The 24,802-nt window shown below is 46.0% G+C and carries 17 protein-coding genes; 3 read left to right on the top strand and 14 right to left on the bottom strand.

Features of this window, described 5'->3' with window-relative positions; all coding sequences use genetic code 11:
* Positions 1–175: 175 nt before the first annotated feature.
* The 11 genes from RWY97_RS05940 to RWY97_RS05990 all read right to left on the bottom strand — a co-directional run bounded on the left by RWY97_RS05940 (position 176) and on the right by RWY97_RS05990 (position 15,653).
* On the bottom strand, positions 176–502 hold the full coding sequence (locus tag RWY97_RS05940) for a hypothetical protein (protein WP_315566090.1): 327 nt from the start codon (positions 500–502) through the stop codon (positions 176–178).
* Between the two features lie 108 nt (positions 503–610).
* A complete protein-coding gene (locus tag RWY97_RS05945; protein ID WP_315566091.1) occupies positions 611–931 on the bottom strand; it encodes a hypothetical protein in 321 nt (106 codons plus the stop codon).
* A gap of 175 nt (positions 932–1,106) precedes the next feature.
* A complete protein-coding gene (locus RWY97_RS05950) occupies positions 1,107–1,595 on the bottom strand; it encodes a hypothetical protein (RefSeq protein ID WP_024992105.1) in 489 nt (162 codons plus the stop codon).
* Positions 1,585–2,085: a hypothetical protein gene (locus RWY97_RS05955; RefSeq protein ID WP_315566093.1), complete on the bottom strand. Its 501-nt coding sequence runs from the start codon at positions 2,083–2,085 to the stop codon at positions 1,585–1,587. The genes RWY97_RS05950 and RWY97_RS05955 overlap by 11 nt, the downstream gene beginning before the upstream one ends.
* Positions 2,086–2,211: 126 nt before the next feature.
* Positions 2,212–2,622 carry a hypothetical protein gene (locus RWY97_RS05960; RefSeq protein ID WP_273177899.1) on the bottom strand — a complete coding sequence of 137 codons (411 nt, stop codon included), beginning with the start codon at positions 2,620–2,622 and terminating at the stop codon, positions 2,212–2,214.
* A 992-nt stretch (positions 2,623–3,614) separates the two neighbouring features.
* Entirely contained in the window at positions 3,615–5,723 is a 2,109-nt protein-coding gene (gene lacZ4 / locus RWY97_RS05965; protein ID WP_315566095.1) for a beta-glucuronidase LacZ4, read from the bottom strand.
* Positions 5,724–5,792: 69 nt separating this feature from the next.
* Positions 5,793–7,028: a glycoside hydrolase family 88 protein gene (locus tag RWY97_RS05970; protein ID WP_314078961.1), complete on the bottom strand. Its 1,236-nt coding sequence runs from the start codon at positions 7,026–7,028 to the stop codon at positions 5,793–5,795.
* 4 nt (positions 7,029–7,032) lie between these two features.
* Positions 7,033–8,967, bottom strand: coding sequence for a heparinase II/III family protein (locus RWY97_RS05975; RefSeq protein WP_314740035.1), 1,935 nt, complete (start codon positions 8,965–8,967; stop codon positions 7,033–7,035).
* Between the two features lie 229 nt (positions 8,968–9,196).
* On the bottom strand, positions 9,197–10,900 hold the full coding sequence (locus RWY97_RS05980) for a RagB/SusD family nutrient uptake outer membrane protein (protein ID WP_315566097.1): 1,704 nt from the start codon (positions 10,898–10,900) through the stop codon (positions 9,197–9,199).
* A 15-nt stretch (positions 10,901–10,915) separates the two neighbouring features.
* The gene (locus RWY97_RS05985) at positions 10,916–13,996 is read right to left on the bottom strand and encodes a SusC/RagA family TonB-linked outer membrane protein (protein WP_390883268.1); all 3,081 of its coding nucleotides are present in this window, start codon (positions 13,994–13,996) and stop codon (positions 10,916–10,918) included.
* A gap of 169 nt (positions 13,997–14,165) precedes the next feature.
* The gene (locus tag RWY97_RS05990) at positions 14,166–15,653 is read right to left on the bottom strand and encodes a sulfatase family protein (RefSeq protein ID WP_231371340.1); all 1,488 of its coding nucleotides are present in this window, start codon (positions 15,651–15,653) and stop codon (positions 14,166–14,168) included.
* Positions 15,654–16,037: 384 nt separating this feature from the next.
* Between RWY97_RS05990 and miaB the strand changes: the two genes are divergently transcribed.
* The 3 genes from miaB to RWY97_RS06005 all read left to right on the top strand — a co-directional run bounded on the left by miaB (position 16,038) and on the right by RWY97_RS06005 (position 19,999).
* Positions 16,038–17,354: a tRNA (N6-isopentenyl adenosine(37)-C2)-methylthiotransferase MiaB gene (miaB, locus tag RWY97_RS05995; RefSeq protein ID WP_315566100.1), complete on the top strand. Its 1,317-nt coding sequence runs from the start codon at positions 16,038–16,040 to the stop codon at positions 17,352–17,354.
* Between the two features lie 74 nt (positions 17,355–17,428).
* Entirely contained in the window at positions 17,429–18,079 is a 651-nt protein-coding gene (locus RWY97_RS06000; RefSeq protein WP_315566101.1) for a lipocalin-like domain-containing protein, read from the top strand.
* Between the two features lie 597 nt (positions 18,080–18,676).
* A complete protein-coding gene (locus RWY97_RS06005) occupies positions 18,677–19,999 on the top strand; it encodes a retropepsin-like aspartic protease (RefSeq protein WP_315566103.1) in 1,323 nt (440 codons plus the stop codon).
* 4 nt (positions 20,000–20,003) lie between these two features.
* On the opposite strand, the gene RWY97_RS06010 is transcribed toward RWY97_RS06005, so the two are convergent.
* From RWY97_RS06010 to RWY97_RS06020, 3 genes are all read right to left on the bottom strand, one after another.
* Positions 20,004–22,850, bottom strand: a complete 2,847-nt coding sequence (locus RWY97_RS06010) for a M16 family metallopeptidase (RefSeq protein WP_315566104.1) — start codon at positions 22,848–22,850, stop codon at positions 20,004–20,006.
* A gap of 10 nt (positions 22,851–22,860) precedes the next feature.
* On the bottom strand, positions 22,861–24,174 hold the full coding sequence (locus RWY97_RS06015; protein WP_315566162.1) for a thioredoxin family protein: 1,314 nt from the start codon (positions 24,172–24,174) through the stop codon (positions 22,861–22,863).
* Between the two features lie 156 nt (positions 24,175–24,330).
* On the bottom strand, positions 24,331–24,801 hold the full coding sequence (locus RWY97_RS06020) for a hypothetical protein (protein ID WP_021584173.1): 471 nt from the start codon (positions 24,799–24,801) through the stop codon (positions 24,331–24,333).
* Position 24,802: the final 1 nt, after the last annotated feature.

A 24,802-nucleotide genomic window follows, 5' to 3' on the forward strand; every position in this document is an offset into this window, starting at 1 on the left:
CGAAAGACAGTCTTGCTCTTGGAAGAAGAGGAGGAATTGCAATCCGTTGTCTTCGGGCACAAAGATAGAGATTTAAAATCTAACAACAAAGAGAAATGAAAGGGAATATCAGAAGATTAACGTGATTTAATGAAACGATACTATCATTTATTATCCCAAACTTGATAAGACTTTATCATTCAATAGATTTTTCTAAGACGATTGTAATCGGTACATCATTCCAGTTTTTGTATCGTTTTGTTACCTTTTTATAACCATTCTTTATAAAAGAAACGGACATTCCGGGATAACCGAACCAACCTCCAACAGTTACTCCTGTTATGTTAAATTTACCAAGACTATCTGTATAGATGTATTGGTTCATTTTATTTCTAATGATTATCACAGAATCTATTGGTTGTTGGGTATCTTGATCAATAACAATACCCTCAATATGTTGTCCGCAGTCACAAGATGAAGTAATTAATCCAAATGCTAAAAGTCCAATAGTAATTTTTTTCATTCTCTTTATTATATCGTGATTATTGATAGTTGAAGTCTAATATTCTACTTCTACAAATATTTACATTCCTTTATTTTGTATTTAGAACACCAAAATAGGATAAATTAATTAGTCTCCTGTATAGATAATTGTTTGATCATTTTCGGCAAGGTCATCATAAGTAAAACAAAATCTCTTGTCTACAATCATCTTTTCTTTAAGTTCTTTTTCTGTATGAGTATTTAACGTACTGCTTTTAAGAATAATGATTTGAAATGTACTATTGTATGTTTTAAGTCCATCTAAATTACTTTGAACATAGGTAGTGTCTCCTGGTTCTGTCAGAAAGTATTCCATTGACAAATTCTTTAATGACAGGGAATCTCCTGCCTCTAATAGTTGGCTGGCACCTACAAATATAGTTTCATTTGACTTATTTACAATATACACTGTACCGATTGGATCAGTCCGGACAAGCTTGAAGTACCAGACACACAGTCATCAATAATATACTGTGAATAAACGTTTTAATTCCTCTTTTCATATTATTCAATATGTTATTACTATGTTTGACCATATTCTCATAAATCTATATTTATCTCATTTATAACGGCAAATACAACTTTTAATGCGCGAGTATCAGAGGAACATAACCGTACTGATCTTTTCGTTTGAATCTGATAACCGGAATCTCCACATGATCTCCATTCATTTTCAACGACTCTATACGGAGATCAAACCATTTGACTCTTGAAGACTTCTTATTTAAAGTCAACCGAAAGGTTACAGGCTCTGTTGTCTGAAAGTTTGGATTCATATATGTATCAAGACTATCTCGCCCCCAGATACCTCTGTTATATACCCGTTCTACCAATGCCTTTGTAATTTTCTTTCCTTTATGATCTACTATACTGACAGAATCGAAGTTAATGTTACAGAGTTGATTCGTATTGAGGAATAAATCAATCTTTATCCTCCTATCAGGTTTTTCCCATACCTGAATAGCTGTCGGAATGATTGGGAATAGCGGAGGACCGAAAAATATGGCGACGTCTCTTGACATATCAGTACCCCACGCCCATATCCCAATGCTGTCGGTATTGTTAGTGTACATATAATAATATGATGGCGGATCCCGTTTCCAACGATCGGACTCTGATACAAAGTCTATTGAACGGTAAATTACCGAACAAGAAGTCAATACCGAAATTATATCTACTAATAATATCAATACAATACTCTTTTTCATAATTAAAAATCTTGCTACCATTTATAATTCTTCTGTTATCTCTCTCTTTCCATTTAGTTAATTCTATGATTCTGTGAACACTACAAATCAAGATTACAGTATCAACAATATCCTTTTGTCTAATCTCCTCTACGGAATACAAATCCAAAGTACTCTCTTTATACACTTTTAATTTTAAACCATTATCTGCCACAACTTTTTGACTTATCTCAATCTTTGTAATTGATGAAGGTGGTATATTCCTCATTTGCTTTGGTGCATCAGGGATAGAGATATTGTCACAAGCTCGTTGTCGCCATAAATCTATTTTTTCCCTTAGACAGATTTTTAATATAACAGAAGATCTCACTGCCATCTCTTCCAGGTTTGTAATAATAGACAGACTACCCCTAAAACTCCTATTCGAAAATATTCTTTATACCCATAATTTATAGACCTGTTGGTTGAATTAACTCAATGAATACGGTGCAAAATACGACTGCTATTTAGAGTATATCTTTGTCTTCTCAAATGAAATATCCTTGACAATCATATCTTTGGTTCGCTCTTGAATGGCTTGCATCCAAGTGTCATCATCCGGGAGACTATTCCAAAATTTTCTATCGTCAATCCATACACCCAAGTCTATATATACAACAAAAACGTCCTCCTTTGCATCCATTTCTTCCGGGGTTTTGTTATATAGAATGACACCTGTCATATACTCTTTCCCGTCCGGTTGACTCCACGGTCCTACCGACATTGTAGACATATGCTTGATTTTGAAACAACTGTGTGCAAACCTATAATATAATTTTGACATTCGGTTTCCTATATAATACTGCCCCTCTCCTTTAATCTTGGAAAGATCTGTCAAGAACTCCTGAATACATTCCTCTTCAGTCTCTTTCATAGTACGAGTTGATTGCTTACTTGCTTGTGCGCAAATGGGTATTACATTTATAAGCAAGAATCCCCAAATAAATATGACTTTTTTCATCATTATGGATAGTATAATCTAGATTAAACAATGATTTTAATTATTTAATATAGTGTATACTTGGCTTTGTTAATTCAACAACATATTTAGTATTTTCATTCATAACGAGTGCCAATATTTAATTATTTAGAAAGATTATATCATTCGTGTGGGTTATTATTCATTATAATATAATGGTTATAGAGATTTTTGCGAACTTGTAAGCGAAAAAACTCCCAGTGAAAATTAGTCTCGTCTGCTATAGCTACACGCTAGTATGATACTGCTTATATACGGATAGATATTGGTGCAATCAATATAGACTCAATATTATTATCCTGCTGACATCCAATACAGAGTAGACGAACCACAAATCACGTTCTCATCCAACGGATATAAGGCGAATAAATGTAACATCGTTTTCATATAAAATTGTTTAAATTATTTTTTACAAATATAGATTTTATTTCTATAAGATGCAACTTTTACACAATTATTTTTGTCTAAAATGCAAAAAAATGAGATTTTCAAAACAGTTTTAGAGAAAATACAACTAAAAATGACAGGATATACAACCGAGATTATTCAAGAGCCATCTTGGCTCCAATTGTTTGTCGTTTAATTTTAGTGTTAATGAGTTAAAATATGTATCCGAAATGTTTCTGAGAGTATTTGGGTATGTGTGTCGTTAAGGAGGAGATAGTATGCAGTAAGAAAGTGTTTTCGATGGCTGTAAAGGTAAGATATGTACAGTGAAGTTTGTTCCTGATTTCCCGACAACGACTCATATTCAACAAGTCAGGTAGTCCATCCTGAGAAGTATACGACTTGTGGGGCAGTGCTATACGAGTGCTACCCCAGAGGTATACGACTTCTCAGAGTGGCGTATGCTACTGCTGGCTTTAATGATCGAATGGTGATTCCGGCTACCTCACTGTCAGCTCACAGGTGTCTGTGATCTTCTTGCCGTCGCCGATACCTGTGGCGGTGAGGATATTGTGCCCGGGATGCAGCGTGACGCGGAAGGTGCAGAGGCGGATGTCGTTGGGGGCGAGCGTCTGAATAGGGGTGCCGTTGAGGGAGAGACGCACTTGCCGGCAGTTGGAAAACACTTGGATCTCGGTCTCCCGACGACGGCGCTCGGTGCACCTCTTACCGGCGATGTAGACCATCGGCTGCGGATTCCAGTTGGCCTTGTAGAAGTAATAGGCATCCTTCTTCACCTTACGGTCGTGCGTCACCAAACCTTTATCGTTGATCCCGGGACGGTCGCCCTCGGTGCGATGCGCTGCGCCGAAGTCGAACATGTTCCACACGAACGTGCCCCATACATAAGGACGATGGGAAAGAATATCCCAATTACGGATGTGGTAATAGGTCTGCCAGTTTTCGGGATGCCACCAGCCTGTGGGTGTCGGCTGAGTCAATGAGTCCTGCTGCTGATAGACACTGGCACCGGCTCCGTATTCGCTGATACCGATACACAGATTGGGATGCTCGGCGTGGGTCTTATCGAGATAAGTGGCCAAAGAGTTGGGCGTTGACCCGTACCAACCGTCGTAACGGTTCCAGGCTATGACATCGGTGACGAAATTCATTTCGCCCTGCTGATTGCTGGCACAGGTGGTGGGGCGTGTGGGATCTTCTCGGTGGGCAAGGGCATTCAGCTCCTTGATATATTCCAAGGGGTTGTCGCCGTCGTATTTAAGTTCGTTGAAAAGGCCCCATACACAGATACTCGGATGATTATAGTTCTGTCGAATCAGCTCACGAAGTTGCTGCTTGCCGTTATCGCGGAAACGCTCTGTATCAACGAAACCTTTATCGGCATAACCGCCGGGGCCCACGAAAGGAATCTCCGCCCAAGTTACGATTCCCGTTCGATCCATCTGCTTGTGGGTATAATCTGAGTGCGGATAGTGTGCCAGTCGGACGGCATTCACACCCATTTCACGCATCAATCGGATATCTTCGTCGATGTGTGCATGCCGCAGGGCGTTGCCCACTTCTGCGCGTTCCTGATGGCGACAAACACCGTGCAGGGGTAGATGACGACCGTTGAGGAAGAATCCCTTGGCAGAATCGAAGTGATAATAGCGTAGTCCGAGAGGTTGCGTCACCTCATCTATGAGCGTTTGCCCGCGCCATATGGATACCTTAACCGTATACATAAATGGGTCTTCGGTTGCATTCCATAGATGAGGACGAGCGATGGAGAAAGGAATGTCAATAGTTTGAGCGGTTGTTCGGGGCCGAACTTTCACGCTTTTAGTCCGTTCCGTAATAACGGATGAGCCGTCAAGGACCTGCACACGGATATCAATAGTCTGTGTTGTCGCTGTGCTGTTAGATAACACAATGCCGGTTTCGACTGTAGCCGATCTATCGTTTACTTCTTTTTGACGCAGATAGATGCCGGGTGAAGCGTAGTCGAGTGGAGAGATGCACACATTGTCCGTAAGTAACAAAGCTACGTCTCGATAGATTCCGCCATAGAAATTGAAGTCGCCCACGAGAGGCATTACGTCTAATTGCTCGCCGTTGTTGACTCGTACTAACAAGATATTGTCTTTGCCGTAATCCACTTTATTTGTCAGTTCAAGTACGAAAGCCGTATAGCCGCCGCGGTGCTCGCCGATGTGACGACCATTGATGAAGACATCGGCAATGCTGTTGGCTCCCTCAAAACGAATGAAGAGCCGATGCTGACGCCAACTTTCGGGCACGAAGAATGTTTTGGTGTAGTTGCCGATGCCGCGTTTGTAGTCCTGTTTTCCGCTCTGCGCGTCGACGGCATTCCACGTGTGGGGCAAGTCTACCCGTTGCCCGCTACTTTTTTGCACCTGATGAGAGAATCGAAACCACCAGTTGTCATTAAACGTTATCGTGCGTCGCTGTGCTTGCAACGAAAGTACTATGGACAACAGTGCGAGGAGTATAGAGGTTCGCCTCCATATTTTCCCCTCTTTTGAAGAGACGGAGAGAGGTATATGAGCCCCTTTTCGTACTGCCAAATAGCCAATTTCTACATACATTGGATTTATAATAAAAAAATCCTATATTGGTACAAACTCGGTAATATCTTTCTCTACCATTTTATAGTCTTATCGATTCTGACACGCTTTCTGAAAGTATAATTCCTGGCGAGCCTTGCGTACCAATGCCTCTAAGTAATAATAGTCGGCATAGTTGAGCGGCTTGTCAATCTCATTGTTGTGCGGGATACTGCCCACGGAGTGCATCAGGATGAAGTTGCCGTTCTGTCCCGCCGGAGCTGTGTATTTTTCCGAAGCCAAGCTGCGCATTATCTTATCGGCATAGCTCTTGTATTCCTCTGCATTTTTGAGGTCGACGGTGCACAGCTCATACAGTGCAGAAGCGATGACAGCTGCGGAAGATGCGTCGCGCGGTTCGGCGGGAATCTTGGGGGCACTCATATCCCAGTAAGGAATGCCGTCGGCAGGTATTGCCGGGTGATTTTTCATCATTCGGAATGTTTTGATGGCCTGGTCGAGGTAACGCTGATAACCGGTGAATCGATAGCACATCGTATAGCCGTAGATGGCCCACGCCTGTCCGCGGCTCCAAATCGACTCGTCGGCATAGCCCTGGGCCGTTTGGCGATGACGCACGTGACCGTCGGCAAGACTGTAATCTACCACGTGATAGCAACTACCATCGGGACGGAACTGGTTTTGCAACGTGCGGTCTGCGTGGCTGACAGCAGCTTTGAAGAAAGTGGAATCGCCCGACAAACGTGTGGCGTTGAACATCATTTCAAGATTCATCATATTGTCTATGATCACGGGACACTCCCAGCCTCTCTGAGACTGCCATCCACGGTCGACATTCCACGACTGGATGATACCGGCAGAGGGACGGAAGCGGGTGAGCAACGACCGTGCCGCCGTAACGATTACGTCCTTATCAGCTTGGTTGCCAGTTAATCGTAGGCTATTGCCGAAACTGCTGTTGATGATAAAACCCACGTCGTGATGACTTGTGAGGTGCTGTGCCTGCTTGATGGATTGGGTGAAAGCATTTGCCTTGCCGGCCCAGAAGTCGTCGCCGGTCAGTTCGTACATATACCACAACGAGCCGGGAAAGAATCCGCTGCGCCAGTCTTCATAATTGCAATAGAAGACCTTGCCGTCTTTTGTCAGCGTGACAGGGTTCAGAATCTTTCCGCTGCGATCGATAACTTTCAATTCATTGCCGAGTTGTACCTTGGCATTAGCGATGATTCTTTTGATCAGGTTTATATCCGAGTCGCTGCCGAGTCGGGCCGAAGCTGCCGTCAGGAGCGACAGGAATAACAGGGTAAGAACAGATCTTCTCATTCTTTTACTTTGTCTTTTTAACGATTACATAATTATAAATTCCTTTCAGGGCGGTCGTGCGGGCCGTGAGCGTTATGCGGTAAATCTCACTGCCCCAGACCTTCGACAGACGAGGGTCTGTCAGGCTCACCTTCTCGATACTTGGTTCGAAGGTTGCTGCGTCATAGCTCAGCGCAGCGGTAATACCTTTGACATTGATTACCACGAGTCCCTTTTTACTGATATCCACGTTGCCCCACGTCAGGAAATTCACTTTGTTGGGTGCCTTGGCTTCTTTCAGGATGAAGTTGTCCGAGATGAGCAGGCGGTTTTTCTTAAGCTGGTAGGAACGCGTCCAATGCTCTACGGCAGCTTCGGTCGGGTAGGCCCCTGCAATGTCGGCGGAAAACGACAGACTCTTGGCATCGGCTTTCACGTTGCGGGCCTTGTATTGAGCGCCGAACTGCTCGGACACACCGTTGATCATCGGCAGATTGTGATAATCGCTCTGCATTGTCCAGATGGTGTAGCGCTCTTTACTGAAAGTCTTTCGGGTATAGGTTCCTACGCCGGCATCGATCATTACCGGCACATTGTCAAAAGCGAGAATGAAAGTTCCCACATCGTTGTGGTTATGACTCTCGTTATTGAATCCGCCCTTGGCGGCCAAAAATGCACCGCCGCTGCGCATATAGCAGAACTCTGTCTGCGGATACCACGTGAAGTCGGGATACTTGAACTCGCTCTTTTCCTTGTTCAGCAGAGGCCGAAAGCGGAGCGTTTCGAGGCCGATATATAAATCCATCCAACTGCTCGGCAGTTTCGAGGGATACAGCTTTTCGCGCATTGCGGCCATCGATTTCATCATCTTACTGTTCACAGCGACGCCGTAGCGGTAAATGAGCGAAGTGTTTACTTCGCCGGCACGGGCCGATGCATCTGCGAAATTGGCTACCCATTCGTCGCCGATATACGAGCGGGCAATGTATTCGCCCATCTTTCGAATCTGCTCGTTGCCGAACAGGTTGATCTTTCCACCCGTGATGAGCGATAACTCCGATAGGTAATCGTAGAGCTTGCCCGAGGCGTGCCCCCAGTAAGAAGGTCCTTCTTCGCAAGCTCCGTCGCTCTTGACGTAGTTGAGAAACTTGTCGACAGACTCCATCGATTTGTATACGGCCTTGGCCAGCGTGTCGGGATTGTCTTCCAACAGCATAAAGCAAAGCAGCGCATTGGCGTTACACCACGGTGTCCAGTTATTGAGCAGAGCACCCTCTTTGTAGTTGCGCCCCATCCACCAAAAGTCGTCGCGCTGCATAAACGGGTCGAGCTCGCGCTTCTGCAACTCGTGACGCAGGCGCAGGGCAATCATCGGATCGATCTTGTCGAAGCTGTCTTTCAGGAAATAATAAGTCCACGACAGCATTTGTGCCATACCACCCTGATGTAGTTCGAGAACGTCTTCCCGAAAGTCGGGCATCGCGCGGCGCGTCTTCTGGAAGACGGCCAGATGGGCCGATTCTGCCCACGACGTCATCTCGCTGAAAAACAGTACTCCGTTCATCAGGTCGTTGACGAATCGCCCCTTGCCCTCGGCCAGTTCTGCCATCAGCAGGATGCTGAACACACGAGCGTTCTGGTTGTTCGGGTTCTGCATCGTATTGCGGTTGCCCGACTTCTCATATTCTAAATAGTCAGTAGCCCTGACCACCGTCCAATGATAGTCTAAATACTGCTGTCCGGCCTTGATGATGTCTTCTTTGCTGTCGCCGATGAGCCGATCCCAGCCGGCTCTGTCGTCGTAAGCAGGATAGGGCACCCACTTGCGGTCTGTCACCAGATATTGCCGTACCTGTGCTTCGGTGGCGGCATTCTCTAACAGGTTCCGCTTCTCGTAGGCCTGCGCCGGTAGCCATACCACAGCGAGCAAGGCTGCTGCCGTGAAAAGTTTTTTTATCATCATTCTCATCTTATGTTGATTTCCTACAATGCCTCCGACATCCCCTCGGCAGATACCCTTAGGATTAGTCTCCGTTATTCCCCAAGGGGTTGTGGTTGTCTACCCCTGGGGAACATCGGGGTCTACTCCTGGGGAACACTGAGGTCTACCCCAGGGGAACGCGACAGTCTACCCCAGGGGGAGACGCTCGTCTACCCTAAGAGCGCCTTCTGAGGGTCCTTCAAGGTGTTTACCAATTGGGATTCTGCGTGAGCTTATCGTTTTTCTCGATTTCGTCGGCAGGAATAGGCCAGAGATAGTCGCGTGCGGTAACGACGCGAGTGTAACGGAACCTGCCCGTAATGTCTTTTTCTGTTCGCCCGTTGAGCGTTTCCAAGAGCTTCCAGCGCTTCATATCGCTGAAGCTGTGACCCTCGCCGGCCAATTCTACGGCACGCTCGTGGCGTATGCGCTCAAAGACTTCCGCTTTGGTCGTGGCTTTCAGATAATCAGGACCGCTGTTGATGCCCGGCATCTCCACGCTCTTGCGGGCGCGTACTTGGTTGATCAGCTTCACGGCACCCTCTTGGTCGCCCAATTCGTTCTGGCATTCGGCCAGCATCAACAGCACGTCGGCGTAACGGATGAGTGGGAAGTTGATGGGCGTATGGGCACGGTTGTTGAGTGCTCCGCCCATATTTCCTTCGGGTACGAATTTGCGCCACAGGTAGATCTCATAGTTGCCGTTGACACGCACATAGCCTTTTCCGCTGGTGATAGAGGGGGCGATGACGAATTCGCAGTCTTCCTGCGCGTTGGCATACCAGCCGATGTATTTGGTGTAAGGCAGCAGTACGGTGGCATTCATTCGCGGATCGCGCTGTGCATACATTTCCAGAAGTTTACCTTTGGCAGCGGGATAGGCCTTTACTTTTCCTTTTTCCATCGTTGCGCGGAATGTCTTCACCTTGATCTTGTCGTCTGTCTTGATGCCGGGGAACCAATCGTCCCAATCGAACGGGCGGCCATCTTTATACTCGTAGGTGTCTACGAAATGTGGAGAGACCATTACGTTGTTCCAGCAACTGCCGTAAGACTCGCGCGAGCCCATATAGAAACACATCGGCATGCCCAGATCGGTTCCGACACCGCCCATATTCTGAATGGCGAAAATCATCTCCGAACTCTCGTCGCCGCCCGGTTTGAAGAGATTGGCATAGTTGTCATACAAGGCATACAGGCCGCTGCCGATTACTTGTTTGAAGCAGTCGGTGGCTTTCTGGTAATCGCGGTTGTATAGATGCACCTTGCCTTTAAATGCAAGGGCGGCATACTTGGTAGCTCGTCCGTAATCGGCCTTACCCCATTTCTCAGGCAATCCGGCAACGGCTGCATCTAAGTCTTTCAGTATGAAGGTGCGTACCGAGTCGGCAGTACTGCGCGGGTTGGTCATCTTGTTGTAACTGTCGTTTACCACAAGCGTTTCGTCATAGAGAGGAACGCCTCCCCAGAAATCCATCAATGCGAAATAATACAGTGCGCGCATAAACTTGGCCTCGGCCTTGTACTGTGCTTTCAGCTGGTCGCTCATTTCGCATTTGTCTACATTCTGAAGCACGCCGTTAGCCCTGGCCACGCCTTCGTACAGGTGCTTCCACTTGCTCAGCACCTTATCGTTCTTCACATCGTAGGTTCCTCGCTGGAAAGTCTGGTACGAGGGGTTATCGTAACCCATTGCGATGCCGCCGAGCCCGTCCATCGAGAATTGAAGCCCGAACGTATCTTCATATTTCATTGCACTGTAAACCGCCATCATCGCTTCTTTGGCGTGCTCTTCATTCTTATAGAATTTGCTGGAACTCAGCTGGTCGGCAGGCACGCGATTGAGGTCGTAACAGCCGGAGAGCAATAGCGTTACCGCGGTTGTGGCTGCGATTAAATATTTCTTTTTCATCTTAGGATTCTGTTATTAAAATGATACATTAACGCCGATAACGGCCTGTTTCATCGAAGGATAATCTATACCGCTGACTTCGGGGTCGAAGCCTTTATAGCCCGTAAAAGTAAAGAAGTTTTCCAAGCTGCCATAGAGGCGGACACGCTCTACACCTGTCTTTACTATCAGAGACTTAGGAAGGGTGTAGCCTAATTGGATGTTGCGGATCTTTACGAAACTTTTATCCTGTAAATAGAAGTCGCTCAACTGGGTGTTGATTTTGTCCTGGTAGTCGAGCAGGCGGGGATAAGTGGCATCTGTTCGGCCTTCATACCAACGACCGTCGGCAATCTCTTTGTTGATCTGATAGCCGTGACGAACGGTTGGCGTGTTGTAAGCAGCGTGTTGCCAATATACTTTTGCTCCGAAAGCTCCTTGTATGAGCGCCGATATGTCGAATCCTTTCCACGCCGCATTCAGACTGATACCCATCAGGAACTTGGGGTTAGGACCGTCGCTCACGATCTCTTTATCGTTGTTGTCGATGATACCGTCGTTATTGACGTCTTTGTAAAGCAGGTCGCCTTTCTTCGGTGTACCGAATGCTGCAAACGGATTCACCTTCTTTCCGTCGGGTCCCACAGGTGCATTGTCAATCATCTTTTGTACTAACTTCATATCTTCATCGGTCTGCAACAGTCTTTCCACACGCAGCAGATACTGCGAATTGATGCTGTGCCCTTCCCATATCAGATTGGGGCCGTTAATGGCCATACCACCTTTATCTCTGCCTTTAAACTTGTTCACTTTGTTAGTCACGTACGTAAAATTGGCCGTTGCACCATAAGAGAAGTCTGCGGTTTTGTCTTGCCAGCCCACGGTGAATTCTACACCGCTATTGGTTACCGTTGCGCTGTTGACTTTCGGAATCGATGTGATGCCATGAACGCCGGGTGCAGGAAGGTTAATCAGAATATCGGTGGTGCGCTTGTTGAAGTAGTCGAAAGTTCCGGTCAGGCGGTTGTTGAAGAATCCGAAGTCGAATCCTAAATCGAAAACCTTGGTCGTTTCCCACGTCAGCAGCGGATTGGCGAGTGCAGCCTGTGCCATACCTGTCACCATAACATTGCTCAAAACGTAGTTGTATTTACCTTTGTTACTGGTGTACAGCGATTGTGAATCATAATTCCCGACAGAGTTGTTACCCAAAGAACCGTATGAAGCGCGCAGTTTTAGATTGCTCAATTGGTTGTTGAAGGCTCTTTCCATAAACTTCTCTTGGTTGATACGCCAAGCTGCCGATGCTGACGGGAAGTATCCCCAACGTTTGTTAGATTTAAATCTTGAAGAACCGTCGGCACGCAGATTGAACTCAAACAGATATTTGTCTTCCCAGTTCAGGTTAAGTCGGCTGAAATAGGAACGCATTACCCACTCGGTCTTGTTACCGTTGGCACTGGCTTGGCCGGTAGCTCCGTCGAGAGAGTTCATGCTCAGATCGATCAAGTCTTGTTTGGTTACGCCGAAACTCTTGAATCTGTACAGCTCCTGACTGGAACCTAACATCAGATTGAATGTAAGCTTGTTCTTGAGCAGTTTATTTTCATAGCGCAGTACGGCGTCGTTGAAATAACGTTCCGTCTTGCCGTCATAATTATAGAAAGTAGACTTCGTTTTCGTCGTATATGTAGCCTGTTCAGTCAGGAAATTCCATCCTTCGTGTAATACCGGTTTGCGAGTGATTTCCTGATCCAGCAGCTCATATGAGTAGCTTAACGTGAGTGAAAGTCCTTTCATCGGCTTCAACGTAGCTAAAAAACGTGGGTGGAAATTGTTTTTTCGATTCTCTCCGGTCCATTTGTAGGCGCGTAACAGCGGATTGTTGGCCGAACTCTGTGCAGCATCTTCTTCATTATTAACGGCACCGAAACGACCATCGGGTGCACGGAAAACCATTCCCGGTGTCGTGGCCGAAGCATAAGTGAAAACATTATCTATCTCGTGGTTTCCCGGTTGTATATCCGAGACATAACCGCTCATCTGCATTCCGATGTTCAACCACTTGGCAACGTCGACATCCATATTCAACCGACCATTATATTTCGTAAATCCGGCATTGTACATTACACCTGGATTGTTCAGGTAACCGAATGACCCGTAGAAACGGATTCGGTCTGAACCGCCTGAAACAGACACGACATGGTTCGTGGAAACAGAGTTCTTAAATGTCTCATCTATCCAATCGGTATTGGGATATTTCAAAGGATTCCGCCCAGCATCATTTCTCCAAGTGTCAATGGAATTCTGACTGAACAAAGGTTTTTTGCCGCTGTTGACATAACCTTCATTGATCAGCTCCATATATCTTGCATAATCGGACACGGGTGTCAATGTCTTTCGGATGGATTCAAACGAGATATAGCCGTTATAATCTACTTTGATCTTACCTTTCTTTCCGCTTTTCGTGGTAATCAGAATAACGCCATTGGCGGCGCGAGAACCGTAGATGGCCGACGAAGCTGCATCTTTCAGAACTGATACAGACTCAATATCCTGTGGATTTACGGTGTTAATGCCGCCTTCCGAACCGTCGATGATGACGAGCGGAGCCGAAGAGTTGAGTGTACCTTGCCCACGCACAAGAATGGAGGAATTGTCATTACCCGGTTGGTTATGATTGGATGTCACCGATACACCTGCGGCCATACCGGCCAAAGCTTGTGAGACATTGGTAATAGGCCGACTCTCAGACAACTTCGATACATTGATGGCCGATACGGAGCCTGTCATATTCACCTTTTTCTGTGTTCCGTAACCTACCACGACAACTTCATTCAGCGCCTGATTGTCTTCGCGCATCATTACAACAATGTTTTTTCGCGCGTTTACTTTCACTTCTTGCGTGGTATATCCGATGCTTGAGATAACCAGAACAGCATCAGGTGATGATACTTTAATCGTAAAATGACCGTTCAGATCAGATACGGTTCCGTTTGTAGTACCCTTTTCCATAATGCTTGCTCCAACCATCGGCCCCATTGCGTCAGCAATATTGCCGGTCACGGTAAAAGCATCTTGCACGGCAGCAACAGACGAAACTCTGTCCGCATTCATACCGGTGTTAGATGCATCTGCATACGCAGTCAGTGCAACCAAGGACATCGCTGTCCCGAGAAATAGTTTTCTCCAATGCACATTGCATTCGTTATTCTTCATAAGTTAAATATATAAGTTAATAAATTATCTGTTAATCGTACGTCTTTAGTTTTTTACGGCTATGATATTAATAAGGAATCATATTAGACAGGATGCGTTTTTTATACCACGGATCATCGATTTCTTTAAGCATCTGTCCCATTTGGGCATACAAGTGCTTCACAATGTCGGGATGATCTTCGGGTTTCAAGTTATGCATTTGATAAGGATCGTTCTTGTCATCGAAGAATAAGACCTCCTTTATTTGATGCTTTTTATTGATATAAATAGCTAAGGTGTAGTCGGCCGTCTTGATACCACGGGCCGACGGGAAATAAGACACGATTTTACCTTCTGCATTTTTGTCGCCATTAACGTTTTGAATATATAACGCACCGCCCGGTCTCTGCACTCGAGCATTCTTATCGAAGAACAGTGCTGAGTAGTCTTTGCCCTGCACTTCGGTAGGAATACGTTTGCCGAGTCCTACCATTCCAAGAATGGTAGGCATAATATCAGGCGACGATAACAGCAGGTTGTCTACACGAGGAGCCATCTTACCCGGATAACGCACGATGAAAGGTACGTTCATCGACTCAGCATAGGGCGAATTCTTAGGGTCTTCGGTATTCTGACTGCACATTGTTTCACCGTGATCCGATGAGAATATTACGATGGTATTCTTATCCAATCCGGCTTCTTTAAGGGCCGCTAAAATCTGTCCGAACGCCCGATCGACTCCTGAAACCGATGCAAAATAAAAGCGGGCTGATGCTGCCTTTTCCAATGTTTTGTCAACATTGGGCCGAATAAGCAGGCTATCGATAGGTTTGTCCCGGTAAAGCGCATAATCTTCTTCCATACAATCGCTCATCGACCGGTAAGGACTGTGAGGCGGATTCATTCCCACCATTAATAAGAAAGGTTTACGGGGATCGCGCACATTATCCTTATTACGAATATAGTCGATGGCCTTTTGGGCTTCGTGTAACGGAGACCACTCGTGTGGTTCGTGTTTCATACCGTTGGTATCCCAGTAATGCGGATTCTTGTGTACATCGAATGTCCCGTAAGAATACCAGTAATTAAATCCGTGACGACGCTCTTTGGGAGTATAGGCATCCCATGCAGGGATACGATTTTCTACGTAATGTCCCGGCCGTTGTGGGTCGTTGGGTGTAGGATAGTGTGCGTGCAGTTTGCCGATATACCCGCAATCATAGCCCGCTTTGCTCATAACGTCGCTGATACACTCGGCATCATCGCGTAGTGAACTGTTCGGGCGATTGGAATTGCAGTTCAGTGTGATACCACTTTTATTAGGATACATTCCCGTTAACAGCGATCCGCGATGCGGACTGCTTAACGGACAATTACTCATTGCCGATGAGAGCACCACAGCTTCACGGGCAAATCGGTCGAGATTGGGCGTAAGAACAGGATCTCCTGTCGTACGGAGTTGATCCCGGAAGCCCTCTTGGCGCCAGAATCCCATTGCAAAATTGCGAAACTGATCAGGAAAAACATAGATGACGTTAGGCCGTTGCAATGGTTGTGTCTTTACTTTTTTGGCCATTCCTATCTGCGGAATAATGGCCAAGCTACTTATAAGTAGATTGAACGTTTTCATCTCTGAGCTGTGCGTTTAAGGAGACTTATACTGTATTTGTAATAATACTTGATTAGCTTTGGTGCAAAATTATAAATGAAAAACAAAATCCGATAGCACATATTGTACAAAAAAAGTACAAAATTGTCCATTTCCTTGTTTTTATCTCTTTATTTATTGACTCTTGAATTGATCTCAATAATCGTACCGATGCACACGATTGCTATGTCAATGAACTATTCAGCAGTGTAGAATTCTATACTTTTCGCAGAATGTGGAAATCATATTATGCTCTCTGTTTTACAACGTTCGTTCGATTTTTATTCGTAACTTTGCACGCAAATAATGACAATGAAGAAACTATATATTGAGACTTATGGCTGTCAGATGAATGTGGCAGACAGCGAGGTTGTTGCTTCTGTGATGAAGATGGCAGGCTATGAGCTGTGCGAAAACGAGGCAGAGGCCGACGCAATATTTATGAATACGTGTAGCGTCAGGGAGAATGCGGAGAACAAGATATACAATCGGCTCGACACATTACACGCTGAACAGAAGAAAGGGCGACGCGTAATTTTGGGCGTATTGGGGTGTATGGCCGAACGAGTGAAAGATGATCTCATCGAGAATCACCACGCGCAGCTCGTTGCCGGTCCTGACTCGTATCTCAATCTGCCCGATATGATTGCGCAGGCAGAGACAGGTAATAAAGCTATTGACATCGATTTGTCGAAGACAGAAACTTACCGAGACATTGTTCCGCAACGTATCAGTTTAGCAAAGATAGGCGGTTTTGTGAGCATTATGCGTGGTTGTGACAACTTTTGTCATTATTGCATCGTGCCTTACACACGCGGTCGCGAGCGGTCTCGTGATGTTTCGAGTATTCTGAAAGAGGTAAAAGACCTGCAACAACAAGGTTATAAGGAGGTAACTTTGCTGGGACAGAATGTGAATAGCTATCAAGTCCGATCCGAGGGAGGTCTCTCTTTCCCTCAGCTTTTGCGTCTCGTGGCGGCCGAAGTGCCGCAAATGCGTGTACGATTCACCACTTCGCATCCTAAGGATATGAGTGATGAGACACTCAAAGTGATTGCAGAGATGCCCAATGTATGCAAACATATCCACCTGCCTGTGCAAAGCGGAAGTGATAAAATACTCAAACTGATGAATCGGAAATATACTGTTGAGTGGTATATGAATCGTGTTCGGGCCATCCGCAAGATGATTCCCGATTGCGGATTGTCCACTGACATCTTCGTGGGTTACCACGATGAAACCGAGGAAGATCATCGACTCTCGCTCGATTTGATGCGTACCGTGGGTTACGATAGTGCTTTTATGTTTAAGTATAGCGAGCGTCCCGGCACCTATGCGTCCAAGCATCTGCCCGATAATGTGCCCGAAGAGGTGAAGATTCGGCGGTTGAACGAACTTATCAAGTTACAGACCGAGATGTCGGCAGCAGCCAACAAACGTGATGAGGGCAGTGTTTTCGAAGTGTTGGTAGAGGGGCCCAGCAAGCGCAGTCGCGAGCAGTTATGCGGCCGGACAGAGCAAAACAAGATGGTAGTCTTCGATAAAGGCAAGCATCATATCGGCGAATTCGTCAAGGTCCGCATTACGGGCAGCACCTCAGCAACGCTTTTCGGTGAAGCGATAGGATAAAAGACAGGGCCTCTCCCCTGCCCCTTTAAGAAAAGGGAGATGATTATTAAAACAGGATAATAAAACAAAGGGTTATGAAAAGAATTATTTTGCGTTGTGCACTTGTATGTGCAGCGTGTATCACAAGCATTGAAATGCAAGCACAAGTTGATTTCAACAATGTGCTGAATCAGGTGAAAAATGCAGCCGCTTCGGTATCGTCAAGTGTGTCAGACGGTACGACTGCATCGGGATTAACGACTGTTTTCGCAGCTAATAAGGTGGCAACGAAAGACAAAGTCATCGGGAATTGGACGTATCAAGAGCCCGCTATTGTATTCAAAAGTCATAATTTCTTGAAGAATGCAGGCGGTAAAGTGGTATCGAATATCATTGAAAAGCGTTTGCAAAATAAGTTGGATGGCTACGGATTCAAGCGCGGCGAGGTGAAGATGACATTCGACAAGGACGGCAATTTTACACAATCGCTGAAAGGGAAAGCGCTCAAAGGCACTTATGCTATCAACGGCAGTAATCTCGTTTTGAAGTATGGTGGGCAGGTAAGTCAAGTTGTCGGCACTACGCAACTTGACGGAAAGAATCTTCTTATCGTGATGGATGCCAGTAAACTCCTCGCTTATATGAAAGTGGTCGGCGCTCTTTCCAATGATGCTACACTGAAAACCGCTTCTTCATTTATCGGCAGTATGGACGGAATGTTGTGTGGATTGCGACTCATCAAGTAGTAAAAAGATGAGCTTTTTTAGTTGATAAGTGAACGAGTGGACAAGTTAACAAGCTAATTTGTCCATTCGTTCTCTTAAAAAAATATCTTGTTTACTCGTCAATTTGTCTACTCGTCAATTTAAAAGACCAACTACTTATCTGTCAAATAATCATACCGAAAACACGCATTGATACTGCGCTATTTCCCATACGATGATGATTCGGTCGGAAATACACGATTTTTGATAGATTTATAATCGGTTGATTATTAGTCTTCTAAGATTTTTATAGGGTATCGGCAGCATTAAAATACCTTGTAAAAAGACCTTAATGAGCTACCGAAGAACTGTTTTTCGTGTGCTCACTAACAGCTTTTGGCCTTCCCAAAAGGTCTTAATCGCAACGATATCAGCCAAAAACAGATGAATGGAGAACATAAATCAGTATTCTCAGTCACATTTTCCGCGCCGGATGGCAACAGTGAATCGACACGCTTTTGTCCGTATTTTTCATAGAAAATCCATATCCCCGAACCAATTTTCACAGCCTAATGAAGATACCTGTCATTATTTTTCGTATCTTTACGGCGTATTATATGAAAGGAAATCAGAATGAAAATGCTCCACAGAATTTTGGCAGCAATGCTGTTGACGGTTGTTTACAGCAGCACGATGGCACAGTCGGCAGATCGTCGGGCGGGTGCTGCGATGAATGCATCCGACTGGTTTCGTCTGCGGAAAATATATCGGACAGAGAGCCACTTGATGTCGTCTTTCCTTAGGGATATGGCCAAGGCCCTGCTCGACGACGCTTTCAACCGTTCCGAGGAGGCCGCTATCTCGATTCGAAAGCTGCTGAAGGAGCATCGGAGCAAGATGGGATTATCTAACATCGAGTCGATGGTTTACCTGCTGGCAGCAAACGAGAGCAAGGCCGGTCATAACAAAAAGGCAGCCAACATACTACGCGATTTTCTGCAACAAGCGCAGAACAGGCTCGACAGTACATATGCTCGGATGTTTGTTTCACACGAAAGGCAGTTCCGTGAGATGGCTAAATATGCTGTCAATAAGGTTGAGGGAGATCTCAAAGCGTGTGACATTCCTTTCCGTATCGACTCGATCGGACCTGAGAAAAAGCGTAGTATACAGATGACAATACCCGCAGAGGTGAACGGAATAGGGTGTGATATCAACTTCGATACAGGTGCCGGTGTCAACATTATATCGCCGGAGCTGGCTCGAAAGTGCGGTATGCGGATGATCGATGCGCGTTCGTGGGTGGCCGGTGTGAATATGGTGATGGGAGGAGTGGCCCTTGCCGATCGAGTGAAATTGGGTAACTTAGTGTTGCGCAATGTGCCGTTCAATGTCATTAAAATCACGTCCGGTAATGCCGTTGCCGACCAATATCTGCGTCACATGGACTGTGTAATGGGTATTCCGCTGATGCGTGTGCTGCGAAAGGTGCAAATCGATTTTGCGGACAACCGTCTGCTTGTTTCCCGTGAAGTGCCCGCAAAGTCGGAACCGAATCTTTGTATGAACTCGTCTAACGGTTTGATGCAATTACAAATGGAGCACGACGGCGACACGCTGATTGTAAATCCCGATACAGGAGCAGGCCATTTGGCCACGCTCTACTATCGATATTTCAAACGCAATGCCGCCGCCGTTACTTATAAAGGTGCCCGAACGGTGAACAGTTCGGCCGGAGTAGGGGGCATCTCGGTTACCAAAGGCTATCTACTGAAAGACTTTTCGCTCGGTATCGGAGGCATAAGCTACCTACTTCCCGACGTTTTTATCAGTATGGAAGCGGAATCCGACCGCAATATTCCGGCATCATTCGATGGCAATGTAGGTCTTGAATACTTCCAGAAGTTCAAGTTCGTGACATTCGATTTGGATCATATGGCAGTTTCGCTGACGCCCTATTAAAGAGTTACTTTTCCCAATTTCGCTCTTGGGGCGGCAATGATTTTACCACGATATCGCGATGTTTGGTGCCCGTGAGTACCTTGGTTGCCACGGCTTTGACATCGTTTGGTGTTAGGAGACCGAATGGATTGTCTTCTTTCTCATTGTCGGCTACGGGCGGCACATTGCCTTTCTCGGCATAAAGATTGAGCATTCCCATCCACAAAAGTGCTTCGGGGCGCTGTGCGTCGTCGTTATCCGCTGTGTTTTCGTCCATTGCCAATGGTACCAAAGCATTCTTGAACTCATCTGTCGAGAAATTACCGCGGGCTATTTCTTCCAGCAATCGATAGGCCATCGACTTGGCTTCATCGGTTCGCGAACGCTCGGTGGTGAAATGAATGCCCAGTGTTTCGCTGACAGCAGGATGCTCCTGATAAGATGCGTTGACGGCAATGCTGTATGTAATATGTTCTTTTTCGCGCAACACGGTGAAGAAACGGTTTTCCAAAATACTGCGGAATACTTCCCAAGCAGCTTGTTCGCGTTCGGTAAGCGGTTTGTCGTTGCTGTACGATATTTCGATTTCGCCGACGTCGCCATCGATATCTGCTGTCAGTTCTCGATTGATTTCACGGGCCGGGGAAGCGTAATCCATCGGTCGGATCTGTACTTTCGGCGTACCGGGAACGCCCGGCAGCGAGGCGATATACCGCTCTATGAGTTGCCGAGCCTGCGTTTCGGGAATGCTGCCGACCAAACAGAACGTGAAGTTTGCAGCGTTTCCGAAATGGCGTTTGAACTCAGCCGCTACATCATCGAGCTTCATCCGATCGTAAAATGCCGTGTTAGCCTTGGGATTTTCAGCACTTGGCGGGAACAGAATATCGTGAATAGAATCCTGAACGGCTGCCATTCCCGTGCGGTTTCGTGTCTCATAGATATACTTGCTGCGCTGAACGTACTTATCGAAAATGTGTTGACGAAATGTTTGATGCGCCAAAACTAAGTGGAGATAAGCAAAAAAGTCGCCGGCATCATTGATAGATGAGTTACCGCCGATGGCATCCGAATAATCTTCCAATGACAACGTGAGTTCAAAATCCTTGTTTTTCACCCATTGATAAAGATCGTTACGGTTATACTTATATACGCCGCTCTGCATTGCAAGAGCTCTGATTGCTGCGTAAGCAGGCAAATTTGCAGGCTGAACAACAGATTTTCCGCCTGTCGCAGACCCCGCAAAGTAAAGTCGTTGCTTAGCTTCGGGCAGATATTTATACAGCACCCGTGCGCCGTTGCTTAGTTTCCACTCCTTCGCTCCGAGCTGTTCGATAGTCTGCTGGGCCGTAATCTTACCGGGCTTGATGTCGAAATCTACGATGCGTTCTATCTGCTGTGGCACTTTCTCTATTGAAACGGGCTGCGATTTCACGCTGTCTAACATCGCAACGAACTGCTCGAGTGAGACGTTCATTTCATCGGGTGTACGAGAATAGGTGATAAACGACAGATTGGTATCATCCATCCAAGAACGAATCCAGGTATTGAGATCGTCTGCTTCTAATTCTAACAAATGTTCCAACGACTCTCCGATGCGCTCCTTGAAAGGTGTGATCGGATCGCCGTAAAGGAAGTTTTGCTTGAACATATCCATTAGATTGTCGGGGGTTCCGAGTTCTTCTTTGCTCTCGACAACGGCTTTCATATCCTTATACATCGCTGCTTTGACCTCCTCGAACTCCTCTTTCGAGAAGCCGTTGCGGCGTATCGATTCACGCACTTCAAGCACCTGACGCAGTGCTTGGAGTGCATTGCCGCGATAAGGCACCACATCCCACGCATTCTGTACATAATTGCGCACAAGCGGACTGTAACTGACCGAAGCGGCAATAAAGTTCTCAGAGCCTTGGTTTCGCAGCATTGCGAAACGTCGGGGAGCCAATTTGTTGAACAGTTGGGTCAATAAATACGTGTCCGTTGCATCCTTTCGGGCAGTACTCTGAGATGCTTTCTTGCGCTGATACAAACCGAGTGATGCCGAAACGTTATCTTTATCGATAAACCGGAAATAAAGAGGTGCCGTGTTGTCGGGTATTATCCGTGCATCGCCGATTGTTGTGGGCTTGCCGGCAGATAACGAGCTGAATACCCGTTTCACCTCACTTTCGATCTTGGCAGGGTTTATGTCGCCGATAACGGCGATGCATTGCATCGACGGTCGATACCAAGTGTCATAGAATCGGCGTACGTCTGCTACTTTGAAAGACCGCAGAATCTCCTCTGTTCCGATAACGTTCCGAACGGCATATTTGGCTTTGTTGTAGATGGCCGGGGCAATGGCATCCGACAAACGATGATTGATATCGTTGCGTTGGCGCCATTCTTCGATGACGATTCCGCGCTCTTTATCCACGTCTTTGGGCAGAATCTTGATGCCGTGACACCAATCTCGGAGTAGCAACAGCATTTTCTCGTTGAGCTTTGGGTCGTTGACGGGTACATCGTGAACGGCATAACGTGTCTCATCCAAGCCTGTATGCGCTTCGAACGACTGCAAACCACTGCCTCGTAGGAATGTCATCACGCCGTCGGGGAAATGCTCTGTGGTGTTGAAAGCTAAATGTTCGAGCACGTGGGCAAGGCCTATCTGGCGCTCATCTTCTAAAATCGCTCCCACGTTTTGATACATATAATAGTGTACTTCACCCGGAGTGCCGGTGTTGCGGCAGATATAATAGGTGAGACCATTAGGCAGTTTGCCCTGTCGCAAACCGTCTGTTTGGGCGTGAACGCATAGTGTCGAAGCTGTGAAAAGCATCGCCACGGCTACGCGTTGCATACGTCTTGCAAGTCGATTGATGCCAAACATAATTGCGATTTTATTTTTCCAATAATTCCAAAGCAGAGAGTTTGCGCATCACAGCTACTTGAATCATCTGCTGAGCAGCTTCTTGTTTAGCCATTTGCAATGACTCTGCATAAGCCTGATTATAGTATTCGCGAGCCTTGGAGTAGTTTTTCAGCTCACGATAAGAGTCTCCGATCATCACAAGGAAGTTCACTCTGTCCATTACTGAGACCTCACTCTGCAAGGCTTTCTCGACCCATTGGATGGCCTGTCGGTGTTGATCGGCCGTCAACTTACTGCCGGCGGCATAGTAAAGATCCTGGGCTGCCTTGCCGAAATCAGTCGATGAAGCTTTGTCTCCTAATCGGTTGAACATCTCATTCATTGCTTTGATGTAGTTGCCGGCATCTTTGTGCTTATAAAGTTGATAGAGTGCGTCGCTGTAAAGCACTGTTTTATCATAGGGAGCAATGCCCGTTTGTGGAATCACGGCATATGCATCCTTATATTCTTTATTGATTTTGGCTACGCAATCTTTATATTTCAAGTCTCCGGCTTTGGCTAAGTCTTCTATCAAGGCATCGTTATGCTCAATGACGTAATAGGCTGCTGCATCGCCTACAACGGTTTTCCATTGGGGGAGATGGGCATTGATGAAGTCGGCCATAGCCGTCTTTTTGTCTTTATCTTCATTGCCGAGAGCTGATATAATGAGGTAATCCTGCTTGTTGATGAGCGCCGGACCCTTTTTGCCCTCAATATAAGTGTTATACAATTTGCGGATACGTGTAATCCATTTCTCGGCTTCCATCCCTTCTTGTGCACCCAAGAAGTTGGGGGCTTTCAACAATAACTGTTGTTGAATAGCCAAATCTGTGGGCGACTTTTTATACTGTTCGTATAGTTGTTCAAAGCCGATGGTCTCGCCGACAGCCATCCGTGCCGCTTCAAGCAGGGCTCCGGCGTCCATCGCACCGACGTTGACGGAAATGGCTTTACCGTCGTTTCCGATGAAGGCTAATGTGGGATAAGCATCCACTTTGTATTGTTTGGCGATGTCGACATTCTCTTTTTTCTCTGCATCTAACTGCAAACAAACGAACTTTTCATTGAAGAATGCACCCACAGAGTCTTGTGTAAATACTTCGCGAGCCATCCTTTTACACGGTCCGCACCACGTGGTGAAGAAGTCGACGAACACCGGTTTGTGTTGTTTTCGGGCTTCATCGAGTGCCTGACTGAATGTTCCGGTAAAGAATTTGATACCTTTCGCACTTCCCTGTGCATAGGAAGCAAGCGATGTAATCAGGCAGATCGATAATAGAAAATATTTGATAGGTTTCATCATTGATATGTTTTTTGTATTCGTTTTATGGAAAGATGAGAAGTGAGAAGTATTAAGGAACCAGGCCGGCGGCCTCTTTTCTCGGCGTTTGTAAAACTGTCTGAGAAGTAAACCGACGGCTTGATGCCTTAACTCCTCTGCTTCCTTAATCCCTGTTTAATTTGTGGGTGCATTGTCACTCACAACAAAAGTGAAGATGTCTTTCAATAATGCAGAATGATCTTCGTTGTAAACGCGGATGGTAAGTGTATATGTTCCGTTGGGAATCTCTTTGACTCCGGCTTGGAAAAGCTGAATAATCCCGCCTTGAATCAATACGTTTCCTTTTTTCACTTGCTCGTTGAAGCGTTGTGCATCACCTCCTTTGGCGGTTTTTACACTCACATATTCGTAGTTGATGGGTACCGTTCCGGCTACGCCTTGTATACGGACAGAAGTCCAGGGGGCGTTATTCTTAGCTCGTTCGCTTTTCGGATCGATATTGCGAAAAGCAAAAACGGTATCAGGATTGTATGACGCATTCGTCGTGTTGAGGTATCCCACCTTCATTCGGTCACACGATGAAAGTGCAAAAAGCACAGACAACAATACTAATATGCCTATGCTGCCGATTCGTTTATTCTTCATT

It is taken from the genome of Hoylesella pleuritidis (assembly GCF_963541955.1).
Taxonomy (GTDB): Bacteria; Bacteroidota; Bacteroidia; order Bacteroidales; family Bacteroidaceae; genus Prevotella; species Prevotella pleuritidis.